The following is a 19,954-nucleotide window of genomic DNA, read 5'->3' as shown; positions in this document are numbered from 1 at the left end:
CATGGCATTCGGGGATTACCAGTTCGAGATCTACCTGCAGGGCCTGGCCGGGGTGGTGCCCCCACTGCCGATGACCTATTCCGAGTTGGAGGCCAAAGCCGCTGCGGCGCTGTCCCCATCGGTGTGGTCGTATGTGGCCGGCGGCGCCGGTGACGAGCGGACCCAGCGGGCCAACGTCACCGCCTTCGACGGGTGGGGCCTCATACCGCGAATGTTCGTCGGCGCCGCCGAGCGCGACTTGTCGATCGAGATGTTCGGATTGCGGCTGCCCTCGCCGGTCTTCATGGCGCCGATCGGTGTCATCGGGATCTGCGCCCAGGATGGGCACGGCGACTTGGCCAGCGCACGTGCTGCGGCGGCCACCGGAGTTCCGATGATGGTGTCCACCCTCACCGCCGACCCGCTCGAGGACATCGCTGCCGAATTCGGCGACACCCCAGGATTTTTCCAGCTGTACACGCCCAAAGACCGGGAGCTGGCCGCCAGCCTGGTGCATCGCGCGGAGGCGGCCGGTTACCGGGCGATCGTCGTCACCCTCGACACCTGGGTCCCGGGCTGGCGTCCCCGCGACCTGGCCACGTCGAACTTCCCGCAGCTGCGCGGGCACTGCCTGTCCAACTACTTCTCCGACCCCGTGTTCCGGGCGGGGCTGGCCCAGCCGCCCGAGGAGAATCCGCAGGCCGCCATCTTGTCCTGGATCCAGACCTTCGGCGCTCCGCTGACCTGGGATGATCTGCCGTGGCTGCGGTCGTTGACCGACCTGCCGTTGATCGTCAAGGGCATCTGCCACCCCGACGACGTGCGGCGCGCCCGGGACGGCGGCGTCGACGGAATCTACTGCTCCACGCACGGCGGTCGTCAGGCCAACGGCGGGCTGCCGGCCCTGGACTGCCTGCCCGACGTGGTGGCGGCCGCCGACGGGATGCCGGTGCTGTTCGACTCGGGCATCCGCACCGGCGCCGACATCATCAAGGCCCTTGCGTTGGGGGCGACGGCGGTGGGAATCGGCCGACCGTATGCCTACGGCCTGGCTCTGGGCGGAACCGCTGGCATCGTCCACGTCCTGCGCTCGTTGTTGGCCGAAGCCGACTTGATCATGGCAGTGGACGGCTATCCGTCACGGCTTGATCTCACCCCGGAAACGCTGCGGCGCGTCATCTGAGGAGCTCGGGCACCGTCTGAGACCGTGGCCGGTGTGGACGCGATTCTCGACGAGTTCGACGAGTACCTGGCTTTGGAGCGGGGCCGGTCCGACCACACCCGGCGCGCCTACCTCGGCGACCTGCGATCGCTGTTCGGGTTCCTGGCCGAGCAGGGGCATACCGGCATCCAAGACCTGAGCCTTCCGCTGCTGCGCAGCTGGCTGGCCGCGCAGGCCGGTGCCGGTGCCGCCCGCAGCACACTGGCGCGCCGCACGTCGACGGTCAAGACCTTCACCGCGTGGGCGGCGCGGCGCGGACTGCTGGCATCAGATCCCGGTGCGCGCCTGCAGCTGCCGAAGGCGCGCCGGACGCTGCCGGCGGTACTGCGCCGAGACCAGGCGCACGACGCGATGACTGCCGCCAAATCCGGTGCGCAACAGAATGATCCTCTTGCTTTGCGGGACAGGCTGATCGCCGAGTTGCTTTACGCGACCGCGGTGCGGGTCAGCGAACTGTGTGGCCTTGATATCGACGACGTGGACAGCTCACGACGGGTGTTGCGGGTGGTGGGCAAAGGCAACAAGCAACGCACGGTGCCATTCGGGGAGCCCGCCGCCGAAGCGCTGCAGGCATGGCTCACCCGCGGGCGCCCGCCGCTGGCGACGGTGGATTCCGGACCGGCGCTGCTGCTCGGCGCGCGCGGCGGGCGCCTCGATCCGCGTCAGGCCCGCACCGTGGTGCACCAGACCGTCGCCGCGGTCGGGGGAGCGCCGGATATGGGACCGCACGGGCTGCGCCATACGGCGGCCACCCATCTGTTGGAGGGTGGGGCGGACCTGCGGATCGTGCAGGAACTGCTAGGTCACTCCAGCCTGGCCACCACTCAGCTGTACACCCATGTCACGGTCGCCCGGCTGCGTGCCGTGCACGATCAGGCCCACCCGCGGGCATGACGGCGCGATCAAGTGTCGAACTGGCGTCGGGACCGGTCTCCTACCTCGATTTTCGTCCCGACAATCCAGCTTTCTCAGCGGCCGGCACCGTGGTGCTGCTGCACGGCGGCGGCGTGGACAACGCGTCGCTGTCCTGGGACGAGATCGGTCCCCGGTTGGCGGCGGAGGGCTACCGCGTCATCGCCCCAGATCACCCCGGCTTCGGCCAGAGCCCGCCGCCGCCGTGGCGGTTAACCCAGGACCGGCTGGTCGGCTACGTCGGGGAGTTCGTCGACGCGCTGGCCCTCGACCGCTATGTCGTCGGCGGGCTGTCGCTCGGGGGCGGAATGGCCCTCGGCCATGCTTTGCGGCGGCCCGAGCAGACAACCGGGGTGATGCTGCTGGGTAGTTACGGGCTGATGTCGCGAGTCTCCGACGGGCCGCTGGCCGGTGTGCGACAGGGCTTGACGTGGGCGATGCTTCGCAGTGGAGCGCTCGCGCTCGTGGGCCGCCTTACGGCCCGCAGCCCGGCGGTGTTGGCGTGGAGCGTCAAGACCGCGCTGATTCGCGACCCCGCTCGACGCACCCCCGAACTGATGGCTGAGGTGACGGCGGCGGTGCAGCAGGACTCCGGCGTCTTCGAACAATGGCAGCGCGATGAGGTCAGCTGGAACCGGCTCAAGACCGATTACACCCCGAGACTGTCGGCACTGCGGTGCCCGGTGCTGATTATTCACGGCGACAAGGACACTGGTGTTCCGGTGGCACGCGCCCGCGCCGCAGCCTGGCTCATCCCGGGTGCCCGGCTGGTGGTCCTTCCAGGTGCCGGCCACTGGGTGCAGCGGGACCGTCCGGCCGAAACGCTGGCCGCTATGACGGAGTTTCTGGCCAGCGCCGGCTGACCTCAGCCCGGCGCCACCGGCTTGAGCCGGATCGGTGTCGAGGCCAGCAGTCCCAACGGATCGACATAATCGGCCCGCGACGCCGGTCCCCACATCGCGCCCCAGTGCAGGCAGGCAGCGCACCCCGGATGGCCGGGCTCCAACGTGCCGATCACCGATCCCGCGGCCACCAGCTGCCCGATCCGGACTGACGCGGACACCGGCTGGTAGCTGGTGCGCAACCCCCCGGGATGGGCCAGCGACACCACCGGCTGCCCACCGGAACGCCCGGCGAACACCACCGTCGCCGCACCGGCGGCATACACCGGTTGGCCCGGTGCTCCGGCCAGGTCCACGCCCCGGTGGCCGCGCTGCCAATCCGGGCGCGGCGCGTCGAATTGCCGCACCACCACCGGGCGCGGCCGCAGCGGCCACTGCAGCCGAATCGTGTCCCCGCGCGCCGGCGCGGCCAGCAAAAAACCGCCGACCAGCAACAACGCCACGCATCGCATGCGCCTAGTGCACCCCGGCAGCCCCGAATCCGGCCAGTCACCGCTGTGGACAAAGCACCTGGTTCATGGGGCGGTTCCAGCTTCGCCTCTCCTTCGTCGAGGCTCGCCAAACCACCCGTTCGGACCGTGTAAACTCATCTGCGCAGTTCGCGTATGCGGACTGACTTCGCGTGCCTGCACCACAACCGGATGCCGGGTGGTCCCCGACAGGGGTCCGGCATCTCAGCAGGCACCAGGGCCCGGCCTCACCCGACGCCGGGCGACAACCGACAAAAAAGGAACCATGGACTCATGGCTGTCGTAACCATGAAACAGCTGCTCGACAGCGGCGCCCACTTCGGGCATCAGACCCGTCGTTGGAATCCCAAGATGAAGCGGTTCATCTTCACCGACCGCAACGGCATCTACATCATCGACTTGCAGCAGACGCTGACGTTCATCGACAAGGCGTACGAGTTCGTCAAGGAGACCGTCGCGCACGGCGGGTCCATCATGTTCGTCGGCACCAAGAAGCAGGCCCAGGAATCGGTCGCGGCCGAGGCCACCCGGGTCGGAATGCCGTACGTCAACCAGCGCTGGCTGGGCGGCATGCTCACCAACTTCTCCACCGTGCACAAGCGCCTGCAGCGCCTCAAGGAACTCGAGGCCATGGAGCAGACCGGCGGCTTCGAGGGACGCACCAAGAAGGAAATCTTGATGCTGACCCGTGAGAAGAACAAGCTGGAGCGCAGCCTCGGCGGTATCCGCGACATGGCCAAGGTGCCGTCGGCCGTCTGGGTCGTCGACACCAACAAGGAGCACATCGCCGTCGGCGAGGCCCGCAAGCTGGGCATCCCGGTCATCGCGATCCTGGACACCAACTGCGACCCCGACCTGGTCGACTACCCGATCCCGGGCAATGACGACGCGATCCGCTCGGCGGCTCTGCTGACCAAGGTCATCGCCTCCGCGGTGGCCGAGGGGCTGCAGGCCCGGGCAGGTCAGGGCAACGGCGAGGGCAAGGCTGCGGCCGAAGCGGTTGAGCCGCTGGCCGAGTGGGAGCAGGAGCTGCTGGCGGGCGCCACCACGTCTGCACCCGACGCCGAAGCCGGCGCCGAAACCACCACCGACGCATCGTAGGAAAGGCACACACAGTGGCGAACTACACCGCTGCCGACGTTAAGCGGCTTCGGGAACTCACCGGCTCAGGCATGATGGACTGCAAGAACGCGCTGGCCGAGAGTGACGGCGACTTCGACAAGGCCGTCGAGGTGCTGCGCATCAAGGGCGCCAAGGACGTCGGCAAGCGCGCCGAGCGTGCCACCGCCGAAGGTCTGGTCGCCGCCAAGGACGGCGCCCTGATCGAGCTGAACTCCGAGACCGACTTCGTCGCCAAGAACGACGAGTTCAAGTCGCTCGCCGACGAGGTCGTCACCGCCGCCGCGGCGGCCAAGACCTCCGATGTCGAGGAGCTCAAGAGCGCCAAGATCGGTGACCGCACCGTCGGTGAGGCCATCGAGGCGCTGTCGGCCAAGATCGGCGAGAAGCTCGAACTGCGCCGCGTCGCCTACTTCGACGGCACCGTGGAGACCTACCTGCACAAGCGGGCCTCCGACCTGCCGCCGGCGGTGGGCGTGCTGGTGGAGTACTCCGGCTCGGACAAAAACGCGGCCCACGCGGTCGCGCTGCAGATCGCCGCGCTCAAGGCCAAGTACCTGACCCGCGACGACGTTCCCGCCGACCTGGTGGCCAACGAGCGGCGCATCGCCGAAGAGACGGCCAAGGAGGAGGGCAAGCCCGAGGCTGCCCTGCCCAAGATCGTCGAAGGCCGGGTGACCGGCTTCTTCAAGGACGTCGTGCTGCTGGAGCAGTCGTCGGTGTCGGACTCGAAGAAGAGCGTCAAGGCGTTGCTCGACGAGGCCGGCGTGACCGTGACCCGCTTCGTGCGGTTCGAGGTCGGCCAGGCCTAGTCCCCGTCGTACGAAAATCACCGCCAGCGCCCGTCAATCGGGCCTGGCGGTGATTTTCGTTTGGGCCTCACGGACCCGCCCGGTCCGTCGGATAGTGTCACCGACATGCAACATGTGCACGCCTTCGGCGACGACGCGCTCGGTGACTCGGACACGGTCGGCCTGGTCGAGCGACTCCGATCGGGCGAGGTGTCGCCCGGCGAGCTGGTCGACGCTGCGATCGCGCGCACCGAAGCGGTCAATCCGCAGCTGAACGGCCTGGCCTATCGGGCGTTCGACCGGGCCCGGGAGGCCGCCCAGCAGGGGCCGCGGGCCGGGTCTTCGGGGTTCTTCCAGGGCGTCCCGACGTTTATCAAGGACAACGTCGACGTCGCCGGGATGCCGACCATGCAGGGCACCGACGCCTGGCAACCGCACCCAGCCGCGGCCGACGGCGACTTCGCCAAGCTCTACCTGAACACCGGGCTGATCGCGCTGGGCAAGACCCAGTTGAGCGAGTTCGGATTCAGTGCCTCGGCCGAGCATCCGCGGATCGGCGCCGTACGCAACCCGTGGAACACCGACTACACCGCGGCGGCGTCGTCGTCGGGATCGGCGGCATTCGTTGCCGCCGGGGTGGTGCCGATCGCGCATGCCAACGACGGCGGCGGGTCCATCCGCATTCCCGCGGCCTGCAACGGACTGGTCGGGCTCAAGCCGTCGCGGGGCCGGCTGCCGCTGGACAAGGACCTGCGTGCCATGCCGGTGCGGATCGTCTTCAACGGTGTGGTGACCCGTTCGGTACGTGACACCGCCGCCTTTTACGCAGAAGCGGAACGGATTTGGCGCAACACCAAGCTGCCGCCGATCGGTGATGTCCGGGCACCGAGCGCCCAGCGGCTGCGGGTGGGGGTGATCACTCGGTCGATCGCGCGCGAGACGTCGGCGGAGATGCGCGAGCTGACCTTGAAGACCGCGGCGCTGCTCGAGGAACTGGGTCACCGCGTCGAGTATCTCGACCGGCCACCGGTCCCGGGCCACTTCGCCGACGACTTCCTGCTCTACTGGGCGTTTTTGGCGACCGCATTGGTCAAGGGCGGGCGGCGGATGTTCGGCCCCACCTTCGACCGCACCCGGTTGGACAACCTGACACTGGGGCTGGATCGCCACGCCACCCGCCACCTCTACCGGCTGCCGCTGGCGGTTGCCCGGCTGGCGGCCGTGCGCCGGCGGCACACCTCACGGCTGTACGGCGACTACGACGTCGTGCTCACTCCGACGCTCGCCCACGAGACCCCGCGGGTGGGCCACCTGGACCCCACGGCCAGCTATGAGCAGGTCATCGACCGGCTGATGGACTGGGTGGCGTTCACGCCGCTGCAGAACGCCACCGGTGAACCGGCGATCTCGCTGCCGCTGGCCGAGTCCGCGGCCGGGTTGCCGGTCGGCATGATGTTCAGCGCCCCTCTCGGGCAGGACGCCCGGCTGTTGGAGCTGGCCTACGAACTGGAGGCCGCGAAGCCCTGGCCGACGATCGCCGCCCGGGCCTGACTAGTCACTCCGCGCCGATTCGCTCCAACATCTGCCGCAGCCGGTGCTGCTCGGCCGCGCTCAGCGCAGCCAGCACACGACTGTCGGCGACGCGCACGGCATCCTCGGCCTGTTTCAGCAGATTCCGGCCGGCCTCGGTCAAGTTCGCCGGCAGTGCGCGCCCGGACGGCACCGACTCCGGGCGGCTCACCGCGCCGCGGTTCTCCAGCCGGTGCAGCACGGTGTTCATGGCCTGCGGGGTGACGCCGGTGTGGCGGGCCAGCTCGGCGCTGGAGAGTCCGGGACGCAGCAACAATGCCCGCATGCAGACGAATTCGGGCAAGGTCAGCCCCAGCGGTCCGAGGACCGCGGTCACCTGCGGGCGCAGCGCCGAGCTGACCCGGTACAGCAGATAGCCCAGCGGAGCACCGTCCACGTCATCCATGTCAAATATCCTGACATACCAGGGTCTCTGCGCTGAGCCGCTGGCTATAGATCGTTTCCCGCGTAGGACAGGTTGAAGCTCTTATTGGTCAGCGGGAAGTCCGGGACGATGGTGTCGGCCATCGACACCGGCAGTGCGGGCCAGTTGAACCAGGACGGGTCGACGATCTTGGCGCGGGTGACGACGCCGTCGGCCCCGATCTCGACCCGGTGCACGATGGTGCCACGCCAGCCCTCGACGATGCCGACCCCGCGGCGAGGTCCGGTCGCTGCCGGAACCGGCTGCCGGACTTCGATCGGGCCAACGTGATTGTCGATCAGGTTGCGGCACAGGGCGACTGACGCCGCGAACTCGTCGCGGCGAATGGTGTAGCGGGCGAGTACATCGCCGGCGCTCGCCGTCGCCTCGGTGACCGGCAGCTCGGTGGTGGGGTGGTCGAGGCGAGCGTCGGTGACAATCCCGCTGGCCCGGGCCACATATCCCAGGGTGCCCATCGCCACGGCGTCATCGCGGTGCAATACCGAGGTGCCGGCGAACCGGTCGTAGATCACCGAGTTACCCAACGTCAGCTCGGCGATCTCGGCGACGTCATCAGCTAGGTCCTGCAGCCGGTCCGGGGAGGGAAGTTCTTGCAGCACAACGCCTCCGGGCTTGACCGCCCCGCGCAACAGTCGGTGTCCGGTCACCTGCGCGTTGATGCGCAGCGCAAGTTCGCGGACGCGCTGGGCGTGTGCGTTGGCCAGGCCGAAGCCCACATCGTTGGCCAGGGCGCCCAGGTCGGCGGCGTGGTTGTAGAGCCGCTCGAGCTCGACGAGCAGAGCGCGCAGCCGGTGCACCGGATCGGGCAGCTCGACACCGAGGGCGTCTTCGACGGCCAGGCTGTGCGCGAGCGCGTGGCCGGCGGAGGTGTCACCGCTGATTCGTTCGGCCAGGTCGACCGCCCCGACCGCGGCGCGGCCCTGAAAGAGCCGCTCGATTCCGCGGTGCACGAACCACAGTCGCGCCTTGAGTCGTAACACCGACTCGCCGACGACCGAGAACCGGAAGTGGCCCGGCTCGATCAGGCCGGCGTGTACCGGGCCGACCGGGATCTCGTAGACCCCGGCGCCGTCCACGGTCAGGAAGGGAAAGTGGTCCGTAGCAACGAATTCTCCAGGCGGCTCGGCGTCGTTGCGCATCGGATGCCAACCCTGCGGCCAATGCGCGTGTCGCACCAGGCGGCGAGGTTGCGGATGATCGACCGGGGTGATCCCGTACAGATCGAGCATCTCGCGCTCGAATCGGCCGGCCTGAAAAGACAACCGGGCCAACGAAGGGATCTCCGGGTTGTCCGCCGGAACGGTCAGGGTGAGCTCGGTACGGCGGTCCGGGCGGCCGGCCAGGAACAGGTACACCACCCGCAGGGTGTCGCCGTCGTCGTGGGCGGCCATCAGGGCGAGCCGGAACCCGTCGGCGAACAGGGCGGTGGCCGCGCCGACGAGTTGACTAGCGGTGACCGGCTGTTCGCGGGTGATCGGATTCATCAGCGGACTCCGAGTTGGCTTGCGGCGACTGCGAACAAGTCGGACAGCGGGCCCGCGGTGACTCCCAGGACGAGCGAGGCCAGCACCCCGGCCACCAGGGCGCCCGCAACCGTCACCGGAACCCGGATCGCCGGACTGCCGGTGTCCGGGGTGCCCAGCAGCATCCGGCCGGTGTTGCGCAGCAGCGCGGCGAACGCCACCACCAGCGCCACCAGTGCCAGGCCGAGCGCCCATGCCAGCCGGGCGTCGGCCAGCGACATCGCGATCGCGACCTCGCTGGCGAACATCGCGAACGGCGGCAATCCGAGCAGGACCACCATTCCGGCCGCGAACGCGCCACCGATCAGCCGCGACCTGCCGAGCACCGCGGTGATCTCGCCGATGGCGGTCGTACCGTGGGCGGCCTGCAACTGCCCGCCGGCCAGGAACAGCACCGTCTTACCGACACCGTGAGCCAGCACATGCAGCAGCAGGGCGGCGATCGCCAGCCGGGTGCCGGCGGCCGCGGCAACCGCGATCAACCCCATCGTCTCCATCGATGAATAGGCCAGCATCCGTTTGAGATCGGTCGTGACGGTGAGCAGCAGCGCCGCGATCAGCAGCGTCACCAAGCCGGCGGCCAACAGTGCGGTCCGCAGAAAGGCCGGGCCCACCGCGGCATCGATGATCGGCTTGATCCGGATCAGCACCGAGAATGCGACGGAGAGCAGCACCCCGCTCATCAACGCCGAAACCGGCGCCGGGGCCTGGCTGTGCGCATCGGCGAGCCAGGTGTGAAACGGCGCCAGGCCCATCTTGGCTCCGTAGCCGATCAGCAGCAGTGCGCCCGCCAACCGGGTCACCGCCGGGTCGAGTCCACCGGCGTGGGCGGCCAGCACGTCGAGGTCCAACGCGTCCTCGCCGCCCGCCCCGGCATGCAGCGCGGCGAAGTGCAGCAACACGGTGCCCAGGAACGCGATCGTGATGCCCACCGAACACACCATGACGTACTTCCAGGTGGCCTCCAGGGCGGACCGGCTGCGGTGATGCCCGACCAGAAACGCAGTGACCACTGTGGTGGCCTCCACCGCGATCCACACCACGCCGATGTTGTTGGCCGACACCGCCAGAGCCATCGCCGCCAAGAACGCCGGAGTCAGGATGCCGTACAACCGCGCACCGCGCTCGTCGGTGTGCCCGCGAGCCAGTTCGGCGTCGATGTAACCGATGCTCGCCCAGGTGGCCAGGCTGCCGACGACCCCGATGACGATCAGCATGGTCACCGACAGGGCATCGGCACGCAGCAGGCCGTTCAATGCCAGATGAGCGTGGTCGCCGACCTGAAAACCCAGGGCGACACCGCATCCGAGGATCACCCACGCCGAGATCACCGTGAGGCCGGCACTGAGCCGGCGCCAGCCGAGCGCCACCGAGCACAGCGCTGCCAGCACCGGCGCCAGCAGCGGAAGCAGGATCAGAAGTGTCATCAGTCGCGTAGCTCCCGCAGCAGGTCCAGGTCCACGCCGCCAAAGGCGTTGCGCAGCTGTCCCGTCAGCACTCCGAGCACGATCAAGACGAACAGCACATCGAGCGAGGCGCCGAGCTCGACGATCAGCGGGACGCCGGCGGTGAGCAGGAACGCGGTCGCGGCGATCCCGTTGTCCAGCATCAGCAGCCCGACCGTCTGGGAGATGGCGTGGCGGCGGGTCGCCATGATGAACAGCGCGATCAGCACCGTAGCGATGGCCGCCGGGGCGGCGTTGGTCGAGGTGCTGGGCGCCAGCGCGACCACGGGTTGGGCGATGGTGAACGCCGCGACCACCAGCGCGGTGACCATCAGCAGCGAGGCGGTGGTGCTGACCAGGGGAGCGGACTCACGGCGTTCTTGGCGTTCGGCGCCCAATGCCCGGTGGAGCAGCCACGGCAGCAGTACCGCACGTACCGCCAGCACGCCGAGGCCTACCAGGAGCAGGGCCCGATCGTGTTCGTGCGCGCCACGAATCATCGGGATGGCGGCCAGCGCGACGCCTTGGGCGACGAGCAACCGGCGCACCACCACCGACAGGTCCCGGTGCCAGACGGCCAGCACCGCGGCCAGCAGCACGCCACCGGCAGCCAGGTCCAGCATGTTGACGTAGTTCACCCACCCGCTCCTGTGAAGAAGTTCGCCGCCGTCACGGCCAGCAACGCCAGCACGAAGGACCCGGCGAGTAATTCGGGCACCCGAAACAGTCGCAGCTTGGCGAGGAATACCTCCACGGCGGCCATGACTGCGGCCAGCACGGCCACTTTGAGCGCGATCGCGCCGGCGCCGACGATCACGGCGAGCGCACTGGGGTCCGCGCCCGCGATGCCCCAGGGAAAGAACAGATTGGCCAGCAGCGCCAGCAGCACGGTCAGCCGCATGCCGCTGGCCCACTCGACCATGGCCAGCTTGGGGCCGGCATATTCGAGCACCATGGCCTCGTGCACCATGGTCAGCTCCAGATGGGTGGACGGGTTGTCCACCGGTAGTCGGCCGGTCTCGGCGACGATCACGATGACCAGCGCGACGAATGCCAGCGCGCTCGCCAGTGAGATCACCTGACCGGGATGCTCGCTGGTGTAGCCGACGATGGCCCCCAGGTTGGCCGAGTTCGCCGGGATCGACAGTGCGAATACGGCAACCAGGATGGTCGGTTCCACCAGCGCCGCGATGGTGATCTCGCGGCTGGCGCCCATGCCACCGAAGGCCGTCGCGGTGTCGATGCCGGCCAAGGTCAGGGCCACCGTGCCCAGGAACAGCAGGCCCACGACCGTGATCAGGTCGGCGATCGGGTCCAGCGGCGAGCCGGTCGCCACCAGGGGCGCGGTGGCGACGATGACCAGCGTGGTGGCGGCCAGGGCGGCCGGTGCCGCGGCGAACACCCAGGTGGTGCCGAGCGGCTTGAGGTTCTGCTTGCCCAGCAGTTTGCGGATATCACGCCATGGTTGCCAGATCCCGGCACCGGTGCGGCCCTCGGCGCGGGCCCGGACCTGACGCGTCAGGCCGATGACCAGTGGGGCGCCGGCGATGACACCGGCGACCTGCACGAAGCCCGCTAGGTAAGCCATCAGGTTCATCGCGCCACCAACATGGCGATCAGCACTCCCACCGCGCCGTAGGCCAGGTAGAGGTGCACGCTGCCGGTGTGGGCGCGGCGCACCAGTTGCGCGGCGGCGGCCACGCCCTGAAGCAGCGGGGCATACCAACGGTCTTCGACGACGTCGGCCACCCGCGCCCGGTAGGCGATCCGGTCCACGTAATAGCTCGACGGAGCCTGCCGAGTCACCTCGACGGCGGCGTCGGTGTGCAGCACATCGTCGAAAACCTGCTGCAGCGGTTGGGCGAACGACGTCGCGGTGTATTGCATGCGCGCGCTCAGTTCGTCTGCGCCGCAGGCCCACAGCGGCACCGTGGCGGTGCTCGGGCGCGCACGCGCCCGCCAGCGTGAACCGATCAGCACCACCACGACGGCGGCCGCCAGAACGACGGCCAGTAGGCCCGGGGACATGGACGCGTCTAGCCCGGGAATGCGCAGGTAGGTTCCGAGCGCCGGGGCTGCTCCCGACACCGGCAGCGTCTCGAGCGCCCGCTGCAACAGCGGGCCCACGGTCCCCGGCGCGACGGCCAGCACCAGGCAGGCCAGTGCGGCCAGCGTCATCCCGGCGAGCATCGCGGTGGGCGCTTCCCGGGCCGCCGCCGCGGCGTCCGAGCGCGGGCGGGCCAGGAACCCGATTCCGAACGCTTTGACCATGGCGGCCACCCCCAAGCCGGCGGTCAGTGCGATCGCACCCACCGCCAGCGGGGTCACCAGGGTGATCGTGAGGTCGTGGTCGGCTCGGGCGTGCATCAGCGACTGGATCAGCAGCCATTCGCTGACGAAACCCGCGCCCAGTGGCAGGCCGGCGGCGCCGAGCGCGGCCACTCCGAACAGCGCTGTGGTGCCCGGCATTCGGCGGACCAGCCCGCCGAGCCGATCCAGGTCGCGCAAGCCGGTGGCGACCAGCACCGAGCCGGCGGCCAGGAACCCGAGGCTCTTGAACGCACCGTGGGCGAGAAGATGCAGCAGTGCCGCCACCGCGGCAACGGCTGCGGCATCGCGTGATCCCGCGCCCGACAACAGCATCGCCGCACCCAGGGCCAGGGTGATCAGCCCGATGTTCTCCGTCGTCGAATAGGCAAGCAGGCGTTTGAGGTCGGTTGCCACCGACGCCTGCAGCACCCCGTACAGCGCCGACGCGCCACCGGCGATCAGCAGCGTCAGACCCCACCACCGCGGGCCGGGACCGAGCAGCTGCACGTCGACGCGGATGATCCCGTAGATGCCCAGGTTGACCATGGCGGCGCTGAGCAACGCCGAGACCGGGCTGGGTGCCTCCGGGTGCGCCCTGGGCAGCCACGCGTGTAGCGGGAGCAGACCGGCTTTGGAGCCGAAACCGATCAGGGTCAACACGAATACGGTGTTGCGCACGGGATCGGGCAACGCACCGACACCGGCGAAGTCGTCGCCGGCCTGGGCTGCCAGCACCACCAGTCCCAGCAGCAGCGACACGAAGCCCAATTGGGTCATCACCGCGTAGATCAGCGCGGCCGAACGCACCTCGCTGCGCTGTTGATCGGTGAGCACCAGCACCAGCGACGTCAGCGCCATCAGCTCCCAGGCGAGCAGGAACGTCGTCACCGAGCCTGCCGCGGGGACCGCCAGCAGCGTGGCGACGAACAGCGGCAGCGTCAGCAGCGGGACTGCGCCGTATCGCTCGTGGCGTGCGTAGCCGACCCAGTACAGGCCGGCGGCCACGGCCACCGCACCGGTCAGCGCCATGAAGAATCCGCCGAGCGGATCGATGCGCAGCTGCACGCCCAGCAGCGGCACCAGCCAGTCGATGCGAAGCACGGGGATGGAGCCGAACACGCCGGCCAGGCCGATGCCGACTCCGGCCGCACCGATCCCGGCCGTGGCGGCACCGCTGAGGGCCGCCGGAAGCGCTCGGTGGTGCGATGTTTCGGGGGAGGAAACCGCCGGCGTGCTCACCGGCCGGTCACCGACCGCAGCGCGGCGAGGATCTGCTCCGGTGTCGGCGGACAACCGGGAATTTCGACATCGACTTCGACCACCTCGCCGACCGCCCCCACGGTTGCGTAGGACTTCGCGAACACCCCGCGATTGAGCGCGCAGTCGCCGCACGCGATGACCTTTCGGGGCTGCGGGGTGGCCTCCAGGGTGTTGCGCAGCGGCTCGGCCATATTGCGGGTGACCACCCCGGTGACCAGCAGGGCGTCGGCGTGACGCGGCGAGGCGACGAGCCGGGCGCCGAATCGTTCGGCGTCATACACCGGGCCGAACGCCCCGGCTATCTCGATCTCGCAACCGTTGCACGATCCGGCGTCGACATGGCGAATCTGCAATGACCCCGCGACGCCTGCCGGCGGGTCGGTGGCGGCCGGTGGGCGGGCACCGGCCGGTTCGGTGATTCGGCCCAGCGCACGGATTCTGGTGAGCCAGCTCATTGCCCCGCCCGCAGGTCATCGAGGATGGCAACTTGCTCGTTGAGCATCCCGGTCAGCGCTTTGCGTGCCACGGCGAGCAGTTCGGTGATCACCGGCGAGGCGATGGAGTAGACCACCGCGTTGCCGTCTTTGACGGCCGTCACCACGCCTGCGCGGCGCAGGACACCCAGCTGTTGGGACAGATTCGACGCCTCGAGCCCGGTCTCCGGGATCAGCTCGCTGACGGTGTGGTCACGTTCGGCGAGCAATTCGAGGACCCGGATCCGGGCGGGGTGCCCGAGGGTCTTGAAGAACTCGGCTTTCACCTGATGCAGCGAGTTCGGCACAGCCCAGACCATAGCAGCGGATGCAACAATTGAAAATTTCTTCATATGTTGTGATGGTCACGTCCGGTGTCGCCACCCCGGGCTCTGTTTGACCGGTCCGGTAGGGCAGGATGAGAATGCCGTCGCGGACGATTTCCGCGATGGCGCTGTCATATCCGCGCAGCCCCGAGGAGCCTGATGACGGAGCCGACGAGTACCGACGAAAGCCGGCCGTCCGGCCGTCCCCCTTACTCCCGGGTTTTGCTCAAGCTCGGCGGGGAGATGTTCGGCGGCGGGCAAGTCGGCCTCGACCCCGATGTGGTCGCCCAGGTGGCCCGCCAGATCGCCGAAGTGGTCCGCGACGGTGTGCAGGTCGCGGTGGTGATCGGTGGCGGCAACTTCTTCCGGGGCGCCCAGCTTCAGCAGCGCGGCATGGAACGGATGCGCAGCGACTATATGGGCATGCTCGGCACCGTGATGAACAGCCTTGCGCTGCAAGACTTCCTGGAAAAGGAAGGCATCGACACCCGGGTGCAGACCGCGATCACCATGGGTCAGGTCGCCGAACCCTACATCCCGCTGCGGGCCCAGCGGCACCTGGAGAAGGGCCGGGTGGTGATCTTCGGCGCCGGCATGGGTCTGCCGTACTTCTCCACCGACACCACCGCGGCCCAACGGGCGCTGGAGATCGGCGCCCAGGTGGTGCTGATGGCCAAGGCGGTCGACGGGGTGTTCACCGCCGACCCGCGCACCCACCCCGACGCCGAACTGCTCACCTCGATCACCCATCGCGAGGTCATCGACCGCGGGCTGAAGGTGGCCGATGCCACCGCGTTCAGCCTGTGCATGGACAATGGCATGCCGATCCTGGTGTTCAACCTGTTGACCGATGGAAATATCGCGCGCGCGGTCGCGGGTGAGAAGATCGGGACACTGGTCACCAGCTGAGGACGCCGGTGTCACAGCGGAGCGATAACGAGGAGCGGGGCACATGATCGACGAGGCTCTCTTCGATGCCGAAGAGAAAATGGAAAAGGCCGTGTCGGTGGCCCGTGACGACCTCTCGACCATCCGCACCGGCCGGGCCAACCCGGGCATGTTCTCGCGGATCGTCATCGACTACTACGGGTCGATCACCCCGATCACCCAGTTGTGCAGTATCAACGTGCCCGAGGCACGGCTGGTGGTGATCAAGCCCTACGAGGCGTCGCAGCTGGGCCCCATCGAGAACGCGATCCGCAACTCCGACCTCGGCCTGAACCCCAGCAACGACGGTTCGCTGATCCGGGTGGCGGTGCCGCAGCTGACCGAGGAACGGCGCAAGGAGCTGGTCAAGCAGGCCAAGGCCAAGGGGGAGGACGCCAAGGTCTCGGTGCGCAACATTCGTCGCAAGGCGATGGAAGAGCTGCACCGCATCCGCAAAGACGGCGAGGCCGGCGAGGACGAGGTCGGCCGGGCGGAGAAGGACCTGGACCGCTCCACCCAGCAATACGTGACTCAGATCGACGAGCTGGTCAAGCACAAAGAAGGCGAGCTGCTGGAGGTCTAGCGGCCGTCCAGCAGGCACACCCGTGGCAGACCACGACACCGGCGTAGACGCCGCGGATTCGCAGCCGAAACAGTCGCGAGCCGGACGCAATCTCCCCGCCGCCATCGCCGTGGGTGTACTGCTGGGCGGGACGCTGGTCTACACGCTGCTGTTCGCGCCGCGCTTCTGGGTGCTGATTCTGGCGGTGGCCGCTCCGGTTGCCACCCATGAGATCACCAGGCGGCTGCGTGAAGTCGGCTACGACGTGCCGTTCATCCCGCTGGCACTCGGCGGCCAGGCCATGCTGTGGCTGTCGCTGCTGTTCGGCGCGAGGGGAGTGCTGGGCGCCTTCGGTGCCACCGTGGTGATCGTCATGATGTGGCGGCTGGTCGGTCAAGGGCTGCACAACGCCCCGGTGAACTACCTGCGGGACATGTCGGCGACGATTCTGATCGCGGTCTGGGTGCCGCTGTGCATGAGCTTCGCGGCGCTGCTGGTCTTTCGCGACGACGGCCCGGGCCGGGTGCTGTGCCTGCTGTTCCCGGTGGTCTTCTCCGACATCGGCGGCTACGCCGTGGGCGTGCTGTTCGGCAAGCATCCGATGGCGCCGGCGATCAGCCCGAAGAAATCCTGGGAGGGTCTGGCGGGATCACTGGTGCTCGGTGTTGCCGCGGCGGTGTTCGCGGTGACGATGTTCCTCGACCGGCCGTGGTGGGTGGGCCTGCCGCTGGGCCTGCTGCTCGTGGTCACCGGGGTCTTCGGCGACCTGATCGAATCCCAGGTCAAACGCGATCTGGGCATCAAGGACATGGGCCGGCTGCTGCCCGGCCACGGCGGGATCATGGACCGGCTCGACGCGCTGCTTCCGTCGGCCGTGGTGACCTGGATCGTGCTGACCGTGCTGCCCTGAGTCACCGGCATACTGGAACCGATCATGACGCAACAGCTGGTGTTCACCGCACCGCGGCGGGCACTTCCGCCGCGGCATCTGGCGGACCTCGACGCCGACGGTGTGGTGGCCGCGGTCGCCGAGCTGGGGCTGCCGGCCTTTCGCGCCAAGCAGCTGGCGAACCAGTACTACGGCCGGCTGATCGCCGATCCGCAGCAGATGACCGACCTGCCCGCTGCGGTGCGCTCCTCGGTGGCTGAGGCGCTGTTTCCCCCTCTGCTGACCGCCGCCAGCGAGATCGAGTGCGACGCCGGTGAGACGCGTAAAACGTTGTGGCGGGCGCACGATCACACCAAGTTCGAGTCGGTGCTGATGCGCTATCCCCGCCGCAACACCGTCTGCATCTCCTCGCAGGCCGGCTGCGGCATGGCCTGCCCATTCTGTGCGACCGGCCAGGCCGGCCTCACCCGCAACCTGTCCACCGCCGAGATTCTCGAACAGGTGCGGGCGGCGTCCGTCGAACTCCGCGACAGAGACCACGGCAGACTCTCCAACATCGTGTTCATGGGCATGGGAGAGCCGCTGGCCAACTACGCCCGGGTGGTGGCCGCGGTACGGCGCATCACCGAGCCGGCACCCAACGGCTTCGGGATCTCGGCGCGATCGGTGACGGTCTCCACGGTGGGACTGGCCCCGGCGATCCGCAAGCTCGCCGACGAGCGCCTCGGGGTGACGCTCGCGCTGTCGCTGCACACTCCCGACGACGAGCTGCGCGACACGCTTGTTCCGGTCAACAACCGGTGGAAGGTGTCTGAAACCCTCGATGCCGCGCGCTACTACGCGGACGTGACCGGCCGGCGGGTGTCCGTGGAATACGCGCTGATCCGCGACGTCAACGACCAGCCGTGGCGGGCAGACCTATTGGGCAAAAAGCTGCACCGAGCGCTGGGACCGTTGGTGCACGTCAACCTGATTCCGCTCAATCCCACGCCCGGCAGCGAGTGGGACGCCAGCCCCAAGCCGGTGGAGCGGGAATTCGTCCGGCGCGTCCGGGCCCAAGGCGTGGAATGCACGGTCCGCGACACCCGCGGCCGCGAAATCGCCGCGGCGTGTGGGCAATTGGCCGCCGAAAACCAGTGAATCCGTCGCGAGATCGGAACCACGCAGGAAAAGGTCGAGTAGACCGCTGCGTCAGCCCGATCTCGCGGAAAGTGCGGTGCGCTTAGCGCAGCCAGCCGCGGTTGCGGCCGATGATGTCGCGCACCACGACGAACAGCGTCAGGGCGGCGAAGCCCAGCAGGAAGTAGTCCTCGACGTGGCCGATGTGGTTGCCACGCAGCATGAGCAGCAAGAAACCGACGATGCCGAAACCGACGATGTGCCAGGTGCGGTAGTTGATCGCGCTCCAACCCCACGCCGCAGATGGCACCTCGACAGGGTCAACTCCGTTGTGGCGCTCCACCTCGGTACTGGCCACTTCGACTCCTTCAGTTCGCCCGTGCAACTACTCCTGCGCGACATTCTGACATATCGCAACGCAGCCACCTACCGTGGACGTCATGGCCCTGCACGTCGCAGAAGCGCCGCCGATCTGGGAATTCGCGGTGGCCCCACCCCGCATCGCGCCGGGTGTGGTGTCGATGGTGGGCTATCGCGCGCTCGACGTCCCCGACCGCGTTCACCGGGGGATGCCGTCGTCGACGGTGACCTTCATCGTCAGCCTCGACGAGGGGGTCGAGGCGGCCGATCGGGCCGACGCGCTTGTGGCGGCCCGGCCGACCCCGATCATCCTGGGTGGATTGCACGAACACGCCAGCCATGTGCGACAGCGTCGCGGTCAATCCGGCGTTCAACTGGCGGTGCATCCGCTGGCCTCGCGCGCACTGTTCGGTGTGCCGGCCGCCGAGCTGAGCGTGACCGACTTCGACGCGGCACCGATGTTGGGTGGCCGGGCGGTGCGCCTGCATGAGCAGCTCGCCGCCGCACGATCCTGGCCGGACGCGTTCGCGCTGGTATCGGCGTACCTGGTGGCCGAACAGCGTCGACGCGACAACAGCGTGCGGCCCGAGGTCGCCTACGCCTGGCAGCTGCTGCAGCGCAGCCGGGGGAGGACTCCCGTCGCGCGCATCGCCGAGCACGTGGGACTGAGCCAACGCCATCTGACCACGCTGTTTCGCCGCGAGGTCGGCCGCACTCCGAAGGCGGTGGCCATGCTGATGCGCTTCGAATACGCGACCACCCAAATGGCCGACGAGGCTCGCCGGTGTCGGCATGTCGACCTGGCGGGTATTGCGGTTGCTGCCGGATACGCCGATCAGGCTCACCTGACCCGCGACTTCGTTCGGTACGCCGGGCTCTCACCGGGAGCCTGGCTGGCCGAGGAGTTCCAAAACATTCAAGACGGCGGCCATGCGCAGCGCTCACAGTGGGGACATGACAGCTTCGAATCCGACCGTCTGGTTGACCCTGCAAGCGCATGACGCGCGCAAACTCATCGACTACTACGTCGACACCTTCGGTTTCGTCGTCACGGCCCGCCACGGCGATGACGGCGAGACCGTCGCCCACGCCGAACTGCGCTGGCCAGAGGGCGTCGGCGGCGTCATGCTCGGCAGCTACAAACCCGGTAGCGACTGGTGCCGGGAACCCGGCACCGCGGGTGGCTTCGTCGTCACCACCGACCCCGACGGCCTCTACCGGCGGGTCGTGGAACGCCACGCCGAGGTGATCCGACCGCTCACCGACACCGACTACGGCGCCCGTGAGTTCGCCGTCCGCGACCCGGAGGGCAACCTGTGGAGCTTCGGCAACTACGCGGGAGCACAATAGG

At 68.6% G+C, this 19,954-nt stretch carries 21 protein-coding genes and 1 pseudogene; 12 read left to right on the top strand and 10 right to left on the bottom strand.

Going from position 1 to position 19,954, the window contains the following annotated elements:
- Position 1 precedes the first annotated feature (1 nt).
- The 3 genes from ABW16_RS08035 to ABW16_RS08025 are packed head-to-tail and all read left to right on the top strand — an operon-like array spanning position 2 to position 2,976.
- Complete coding sequence (locus ABW16_RS08035; protein ID WP_047318605.1) at positions 2 to 1,162, top strand: alpha-hydroxy-acid oxidizing protein; 1,161 nt, start codon at positions 2 to 4, stop codon at positions 1,160 to 1,162.
- Between the two features lie 33 nt (positions 1,163 to 1,195).
- Positions 1,196 to 2,095 carry a tyrosine recombinase XerC gene (locus tag ABW16_RS08030; protein ID WP_047318651.1) on the top strand — a complete coding sequence of 300 codons (900 nt, stop codon included), beginning with the start codon at positions 1,196 to 1,198 and terminating at the stop codon, positions 2,093 to 2,095.
- Entirely contained in the window at positions 2,092 to 2,976 is an 885-nt protein-coding gene (locus tag ABW16_RS08025; protein ID WP_047318604.1) for an alpha/beta fold hydrolase, read from the top strand. Before ABW16_RS08030 ends, ABW16_RS08025 begins: the two co-directional genes overlap by 4 nt.
- A gap of 11 nt (positions 2,977 to 2,987) precedes the next feature.
- Here ABW16_RS08025 and ABW16_RS08020 read toward each other — a convergent pair.
- A pseudogene (locus ABW16_RS08020) lies at positions 2,988 to 3,431 on the bottom strand (M23 family metallopeptidase); the annotation flags it as partial.
- Between the two features lie 327 nt (positions 3,432 to 3,758).
- Here ABW16_RS08020 and rpsB point away from each other — a divergent pair.
- The 3 genes from rpsB (at position 3,759) to ABW16_RS08005 (ending at position 6,946) form a co-directional block, all read left to right on the top strand.
- Positions 3,759 to 4,586, top strand: a complete 828-nt coding sequence (gene rpsB, locus ABW16_RS08015) for a 30S ribosomal protein S2 (RefSeq protein ID WP_047318602.1) — start codon at positions 3,759 to 3,761, stop codon at positions 4,584 to 4,586.
- A gap of 14 nt (positions 4,587 to 4,600) precedes the next feature.
- Positions 4,601 to 5,416 (top strand): translation elongation factor Ts, encoded by an 816-nt coding sequence (gene tsf, locus ABW16_RS08010; RefSeq protein ID WP_047318601.1) that lies wholly within the window; start codon positions 4,601 to 4,603, stop codon positions 5,414 to 5,416.
- Positions 5,417 to 5,521: 105 nt separating this feature from the next.
- Positions 5,522 to 6,946, top strand: a complete 1,425-nt coding sequence (locus ABW16_RS08005; protein WP_047318600.1) for an amidase — start codon at positions 5,522 to 5,524, stop codon at positions 6,944 to 6,946.
- A gap of 4 nt (positions 6,947 to 6,950) precedes the next feature.
- Here the strand turns inward: ABW16_RS08005 and ABW16_RS08000 are convergent, their stop codons facing one another.
- From ABW16_RS08000 to ABW16_RS07965, 8 genes are read right to left on the bottom strand one after another with little or no spacing between them, the layout of a single operon-like run.
- Positions 6,951 to 7,370 carry a MarR family winged helix-turn-helix transcriptional regulator gene (locus tag ABW16_RS08000; protein WP_047318599.1) on the bottom strand — a complete coding sequence of 140 codons (420 nt, stop codon included), beginning with the start codon at positions 7,368 to 7,370 and terminating at the stop codon, positions 6,951 to 6,953.
- A 44-nt stretch (positions 7,371 to 7,414) separates the two neighbouring features.
- A complete protein-coding gene (locus ABW16_RS07995) occupies positions 7,415 to 8,893 on the bottom strand; it encodes a hydrogenase large subunit (protein ID WP_047318598.1) in 1,479 nt (492 codons plus the stop codon).
- Positions 8,893 to 10,359, bottom strand: a complete 1,467-nt coding sequence (locus ABW16_RS07990) for a proton-conducting transporter transmembrane domain-containing protein (protein WP_047318597.1) — start codon at positions 10,357 to 10,359, stop codon at positions 8,893 to 8,895. The genes ABW16_RS07995 and ABW16_RS07990 overlap by 1 nt, the downstream gene beginning before the upstream one ends.
- Complete coding sequence (locus tag ABW16_RS07985; protein ID WP_047318650.1) at positions 10,359 to 11,000, bottom strand: hypothetical protein; 642 nt, start codon at positions 10,998 to 11,000, stop codon at positions 10,359 to 10,361. Before ABW16_RS07985 ends, ABW16_RS07990 begins: the two co-directional genes overlap by 1 nt.
- A gap of 11 nt (positions 11,001 to 11,011) precedes the next feature.
- Entirely contained in the window at positions 11,012 to 11,965 is a 954-nt protein-coding gene (locus tag ABW16_RS07980) for a respiratory chain complex I subunit 1 family protein (RefSeq protein WP_109519528.1), read from the bottom strand.
- 5 nt (positions 11,966 to 11,970) lie between these two features.
- On the bottom strand, positions 11,971 to 13,926 hold the full coding sequence (locus tag ABW16_RS07975) for a proton-conducting transporter transmembrane domain-containing protein (protein WP_047318595.1): 1,956 nt from the start codon (positions 13,924 to 13,926) through the stop codon (positions 11,971 to 11,973).
- Positions 13,923 to 14,402 carry an NADH-quinone oxidoreductase subunit B family protein gene (locus ABW16_RS07970; protein ID WP_047318594.1) on the bottom strand — a complete coding sequence of 160 codons (480 nt, stop codon included), beginning with the start codon at positions 14,400 to 14,402 and terminating at the stop codon, positions 13,923 to 13,925. Before ABW16_RS07970 ends, ABW16_RS07975 begins: the two co-directional genes overlap by 4 nt.
- Positions 14,399 to 14,740 carry an ArsR/SmtB family transcription factor gene (locus ABW16_RS07965; protein WP_047318593.1) on the bottom strand — a complete coding sequence of 114 codons (342 nt, stop codon included), beginning with the start codon at positions 14,738 to 14,740 and terminating at the stop codon, positions 14,399 to 14,401. Before ABW16_RS07965 ends, ABW16_RS07970 begins: the two co-directional genes overlap by 4 nt.
- A 165-nt stretch (positions 14,741 to 14,905) precedes the next feature.
- Between ABW16_RS07965 and pyrH the strand changes: the two genes are divergently transcribed.
- From pyrH to rlmN, 4 genes are read left to right on the top strand one after another with little or no spacing between them, the layout of a single operon-like run.
- Complete coding sequence (gene pyrH, locus ABW16_RS07960) at positions 14,906 to 15,655, top strand: UMP kinase (RefSeq protein WP_047318592.1); 750 nt, start codon at positions 14,906 to 14,908, stop codon at positions 15,653 to 15,655.
- A gap of 43 nt (positions 15,656 to 15,698) precedes the next feature.
- The gene (frr, locus tag ABW16_RS07955; RefSeq protein WP_047318591.1) at positions 15,699 to 16,256 is read left to right on the top strand and encodes a ribosome recycling factor; all 558 of its coding nucleotides are present in this window, start codon (positions 15,699 to 15,701) and stop codon (positions 16,254 to 16,256) included.
- 22 nt (positions 16,257 to 16,278) lie between these two features.
- Positions 16,279 to 17,145 carry a phosphatidate cytidylyltransferase gene (locus tag ABW16_RS07950; protein ID WP_047318590.1) on the top strand — a complete coding sequence of 289 codons (867 nt, stop codon included), beginning with the start codon at positions 16,279 to 16,281 and terminating at the stop codon, positions 17,143 to 17,145.
- A gap of 24 nt (positions 17,146 to 17,169) precedes the next feature.
- Entirely contained in the window at positions 17,170 to 18,264 is a 1,095-nt protein-coding gene (rlmN, locus tag ABW16_RS07945) for a dual-specificity RNA methyltransferase RlmN (RefSeq protein ID WP_047318589.1), read from the top strand.
- 82 nt (positions 18,265 to 18,346) lie between these two features.
- Here rlmN and ABW16_RS07940 read toward each other — a convergent pair whose 3' ends face one another.
- On the bottom strand, positions 18,347 to 18,601 hold the full coding sequence (locus tag ABW16_RS07940) for a DUF2631 domain-containing protein (RefSeq protein ID WP_047318588.1): 255 nt from the start codon (positions 18,599 to 18,601) through the stop codon (positions 18,347 to 18,349).
- Positions 18,602 to 18,764: 163 nt separating this feature from the next.
- On the opposite strand from ABW16_RS07940, the gene ABW16_RS07935 reads away from it, so the two are divergent.
- Both ABW16_RS07935 and ABW16_RS07930 read left to right on the top strand, forming a co-directional pair.
- On the top strand, positions 18,765 to 19,604 hold the full coding sequence (locus tag ABW16_RS07935; RefSeq protein WP_047318649.1) for an AraC family transcriptional regulator: 840 nt from the start codon (positions 18,765 to 18,767) through the stop codon (positions 19,602 to 19,604).
- The gene (locus tag ABW16_RS07930; RefSeq protein ID WP_047318587.1) at positions 19,558 to 19,953 is read left to right on the top strand and encodes a VOC family protein; all 396 of its coding nucleotides are present in this window, start codon (positions 19,558 to 19,560) and stop codon (positions 19,951 to 19,953) included. Before ABW16_RS07935 ends, ABW16_RS07930 begins: the two co-directional genes overlap by 47 nt.
- The last annotated feature ends 1 nt before the right edge of the window (position 19,954 follow it).

The organism is Mycolicibacter heraklionensis (assembly GCF_001021505.1).
GTDB lineage: Bacteria > Actinomycetota > Actinomycetes > Mycobacteriales > Mycobacteriaceae > Mycobacterium > Mycobacterium heraklionense.
This window is presented reverse-complemented; position numbering and strand designations above follow the sequence as displayed.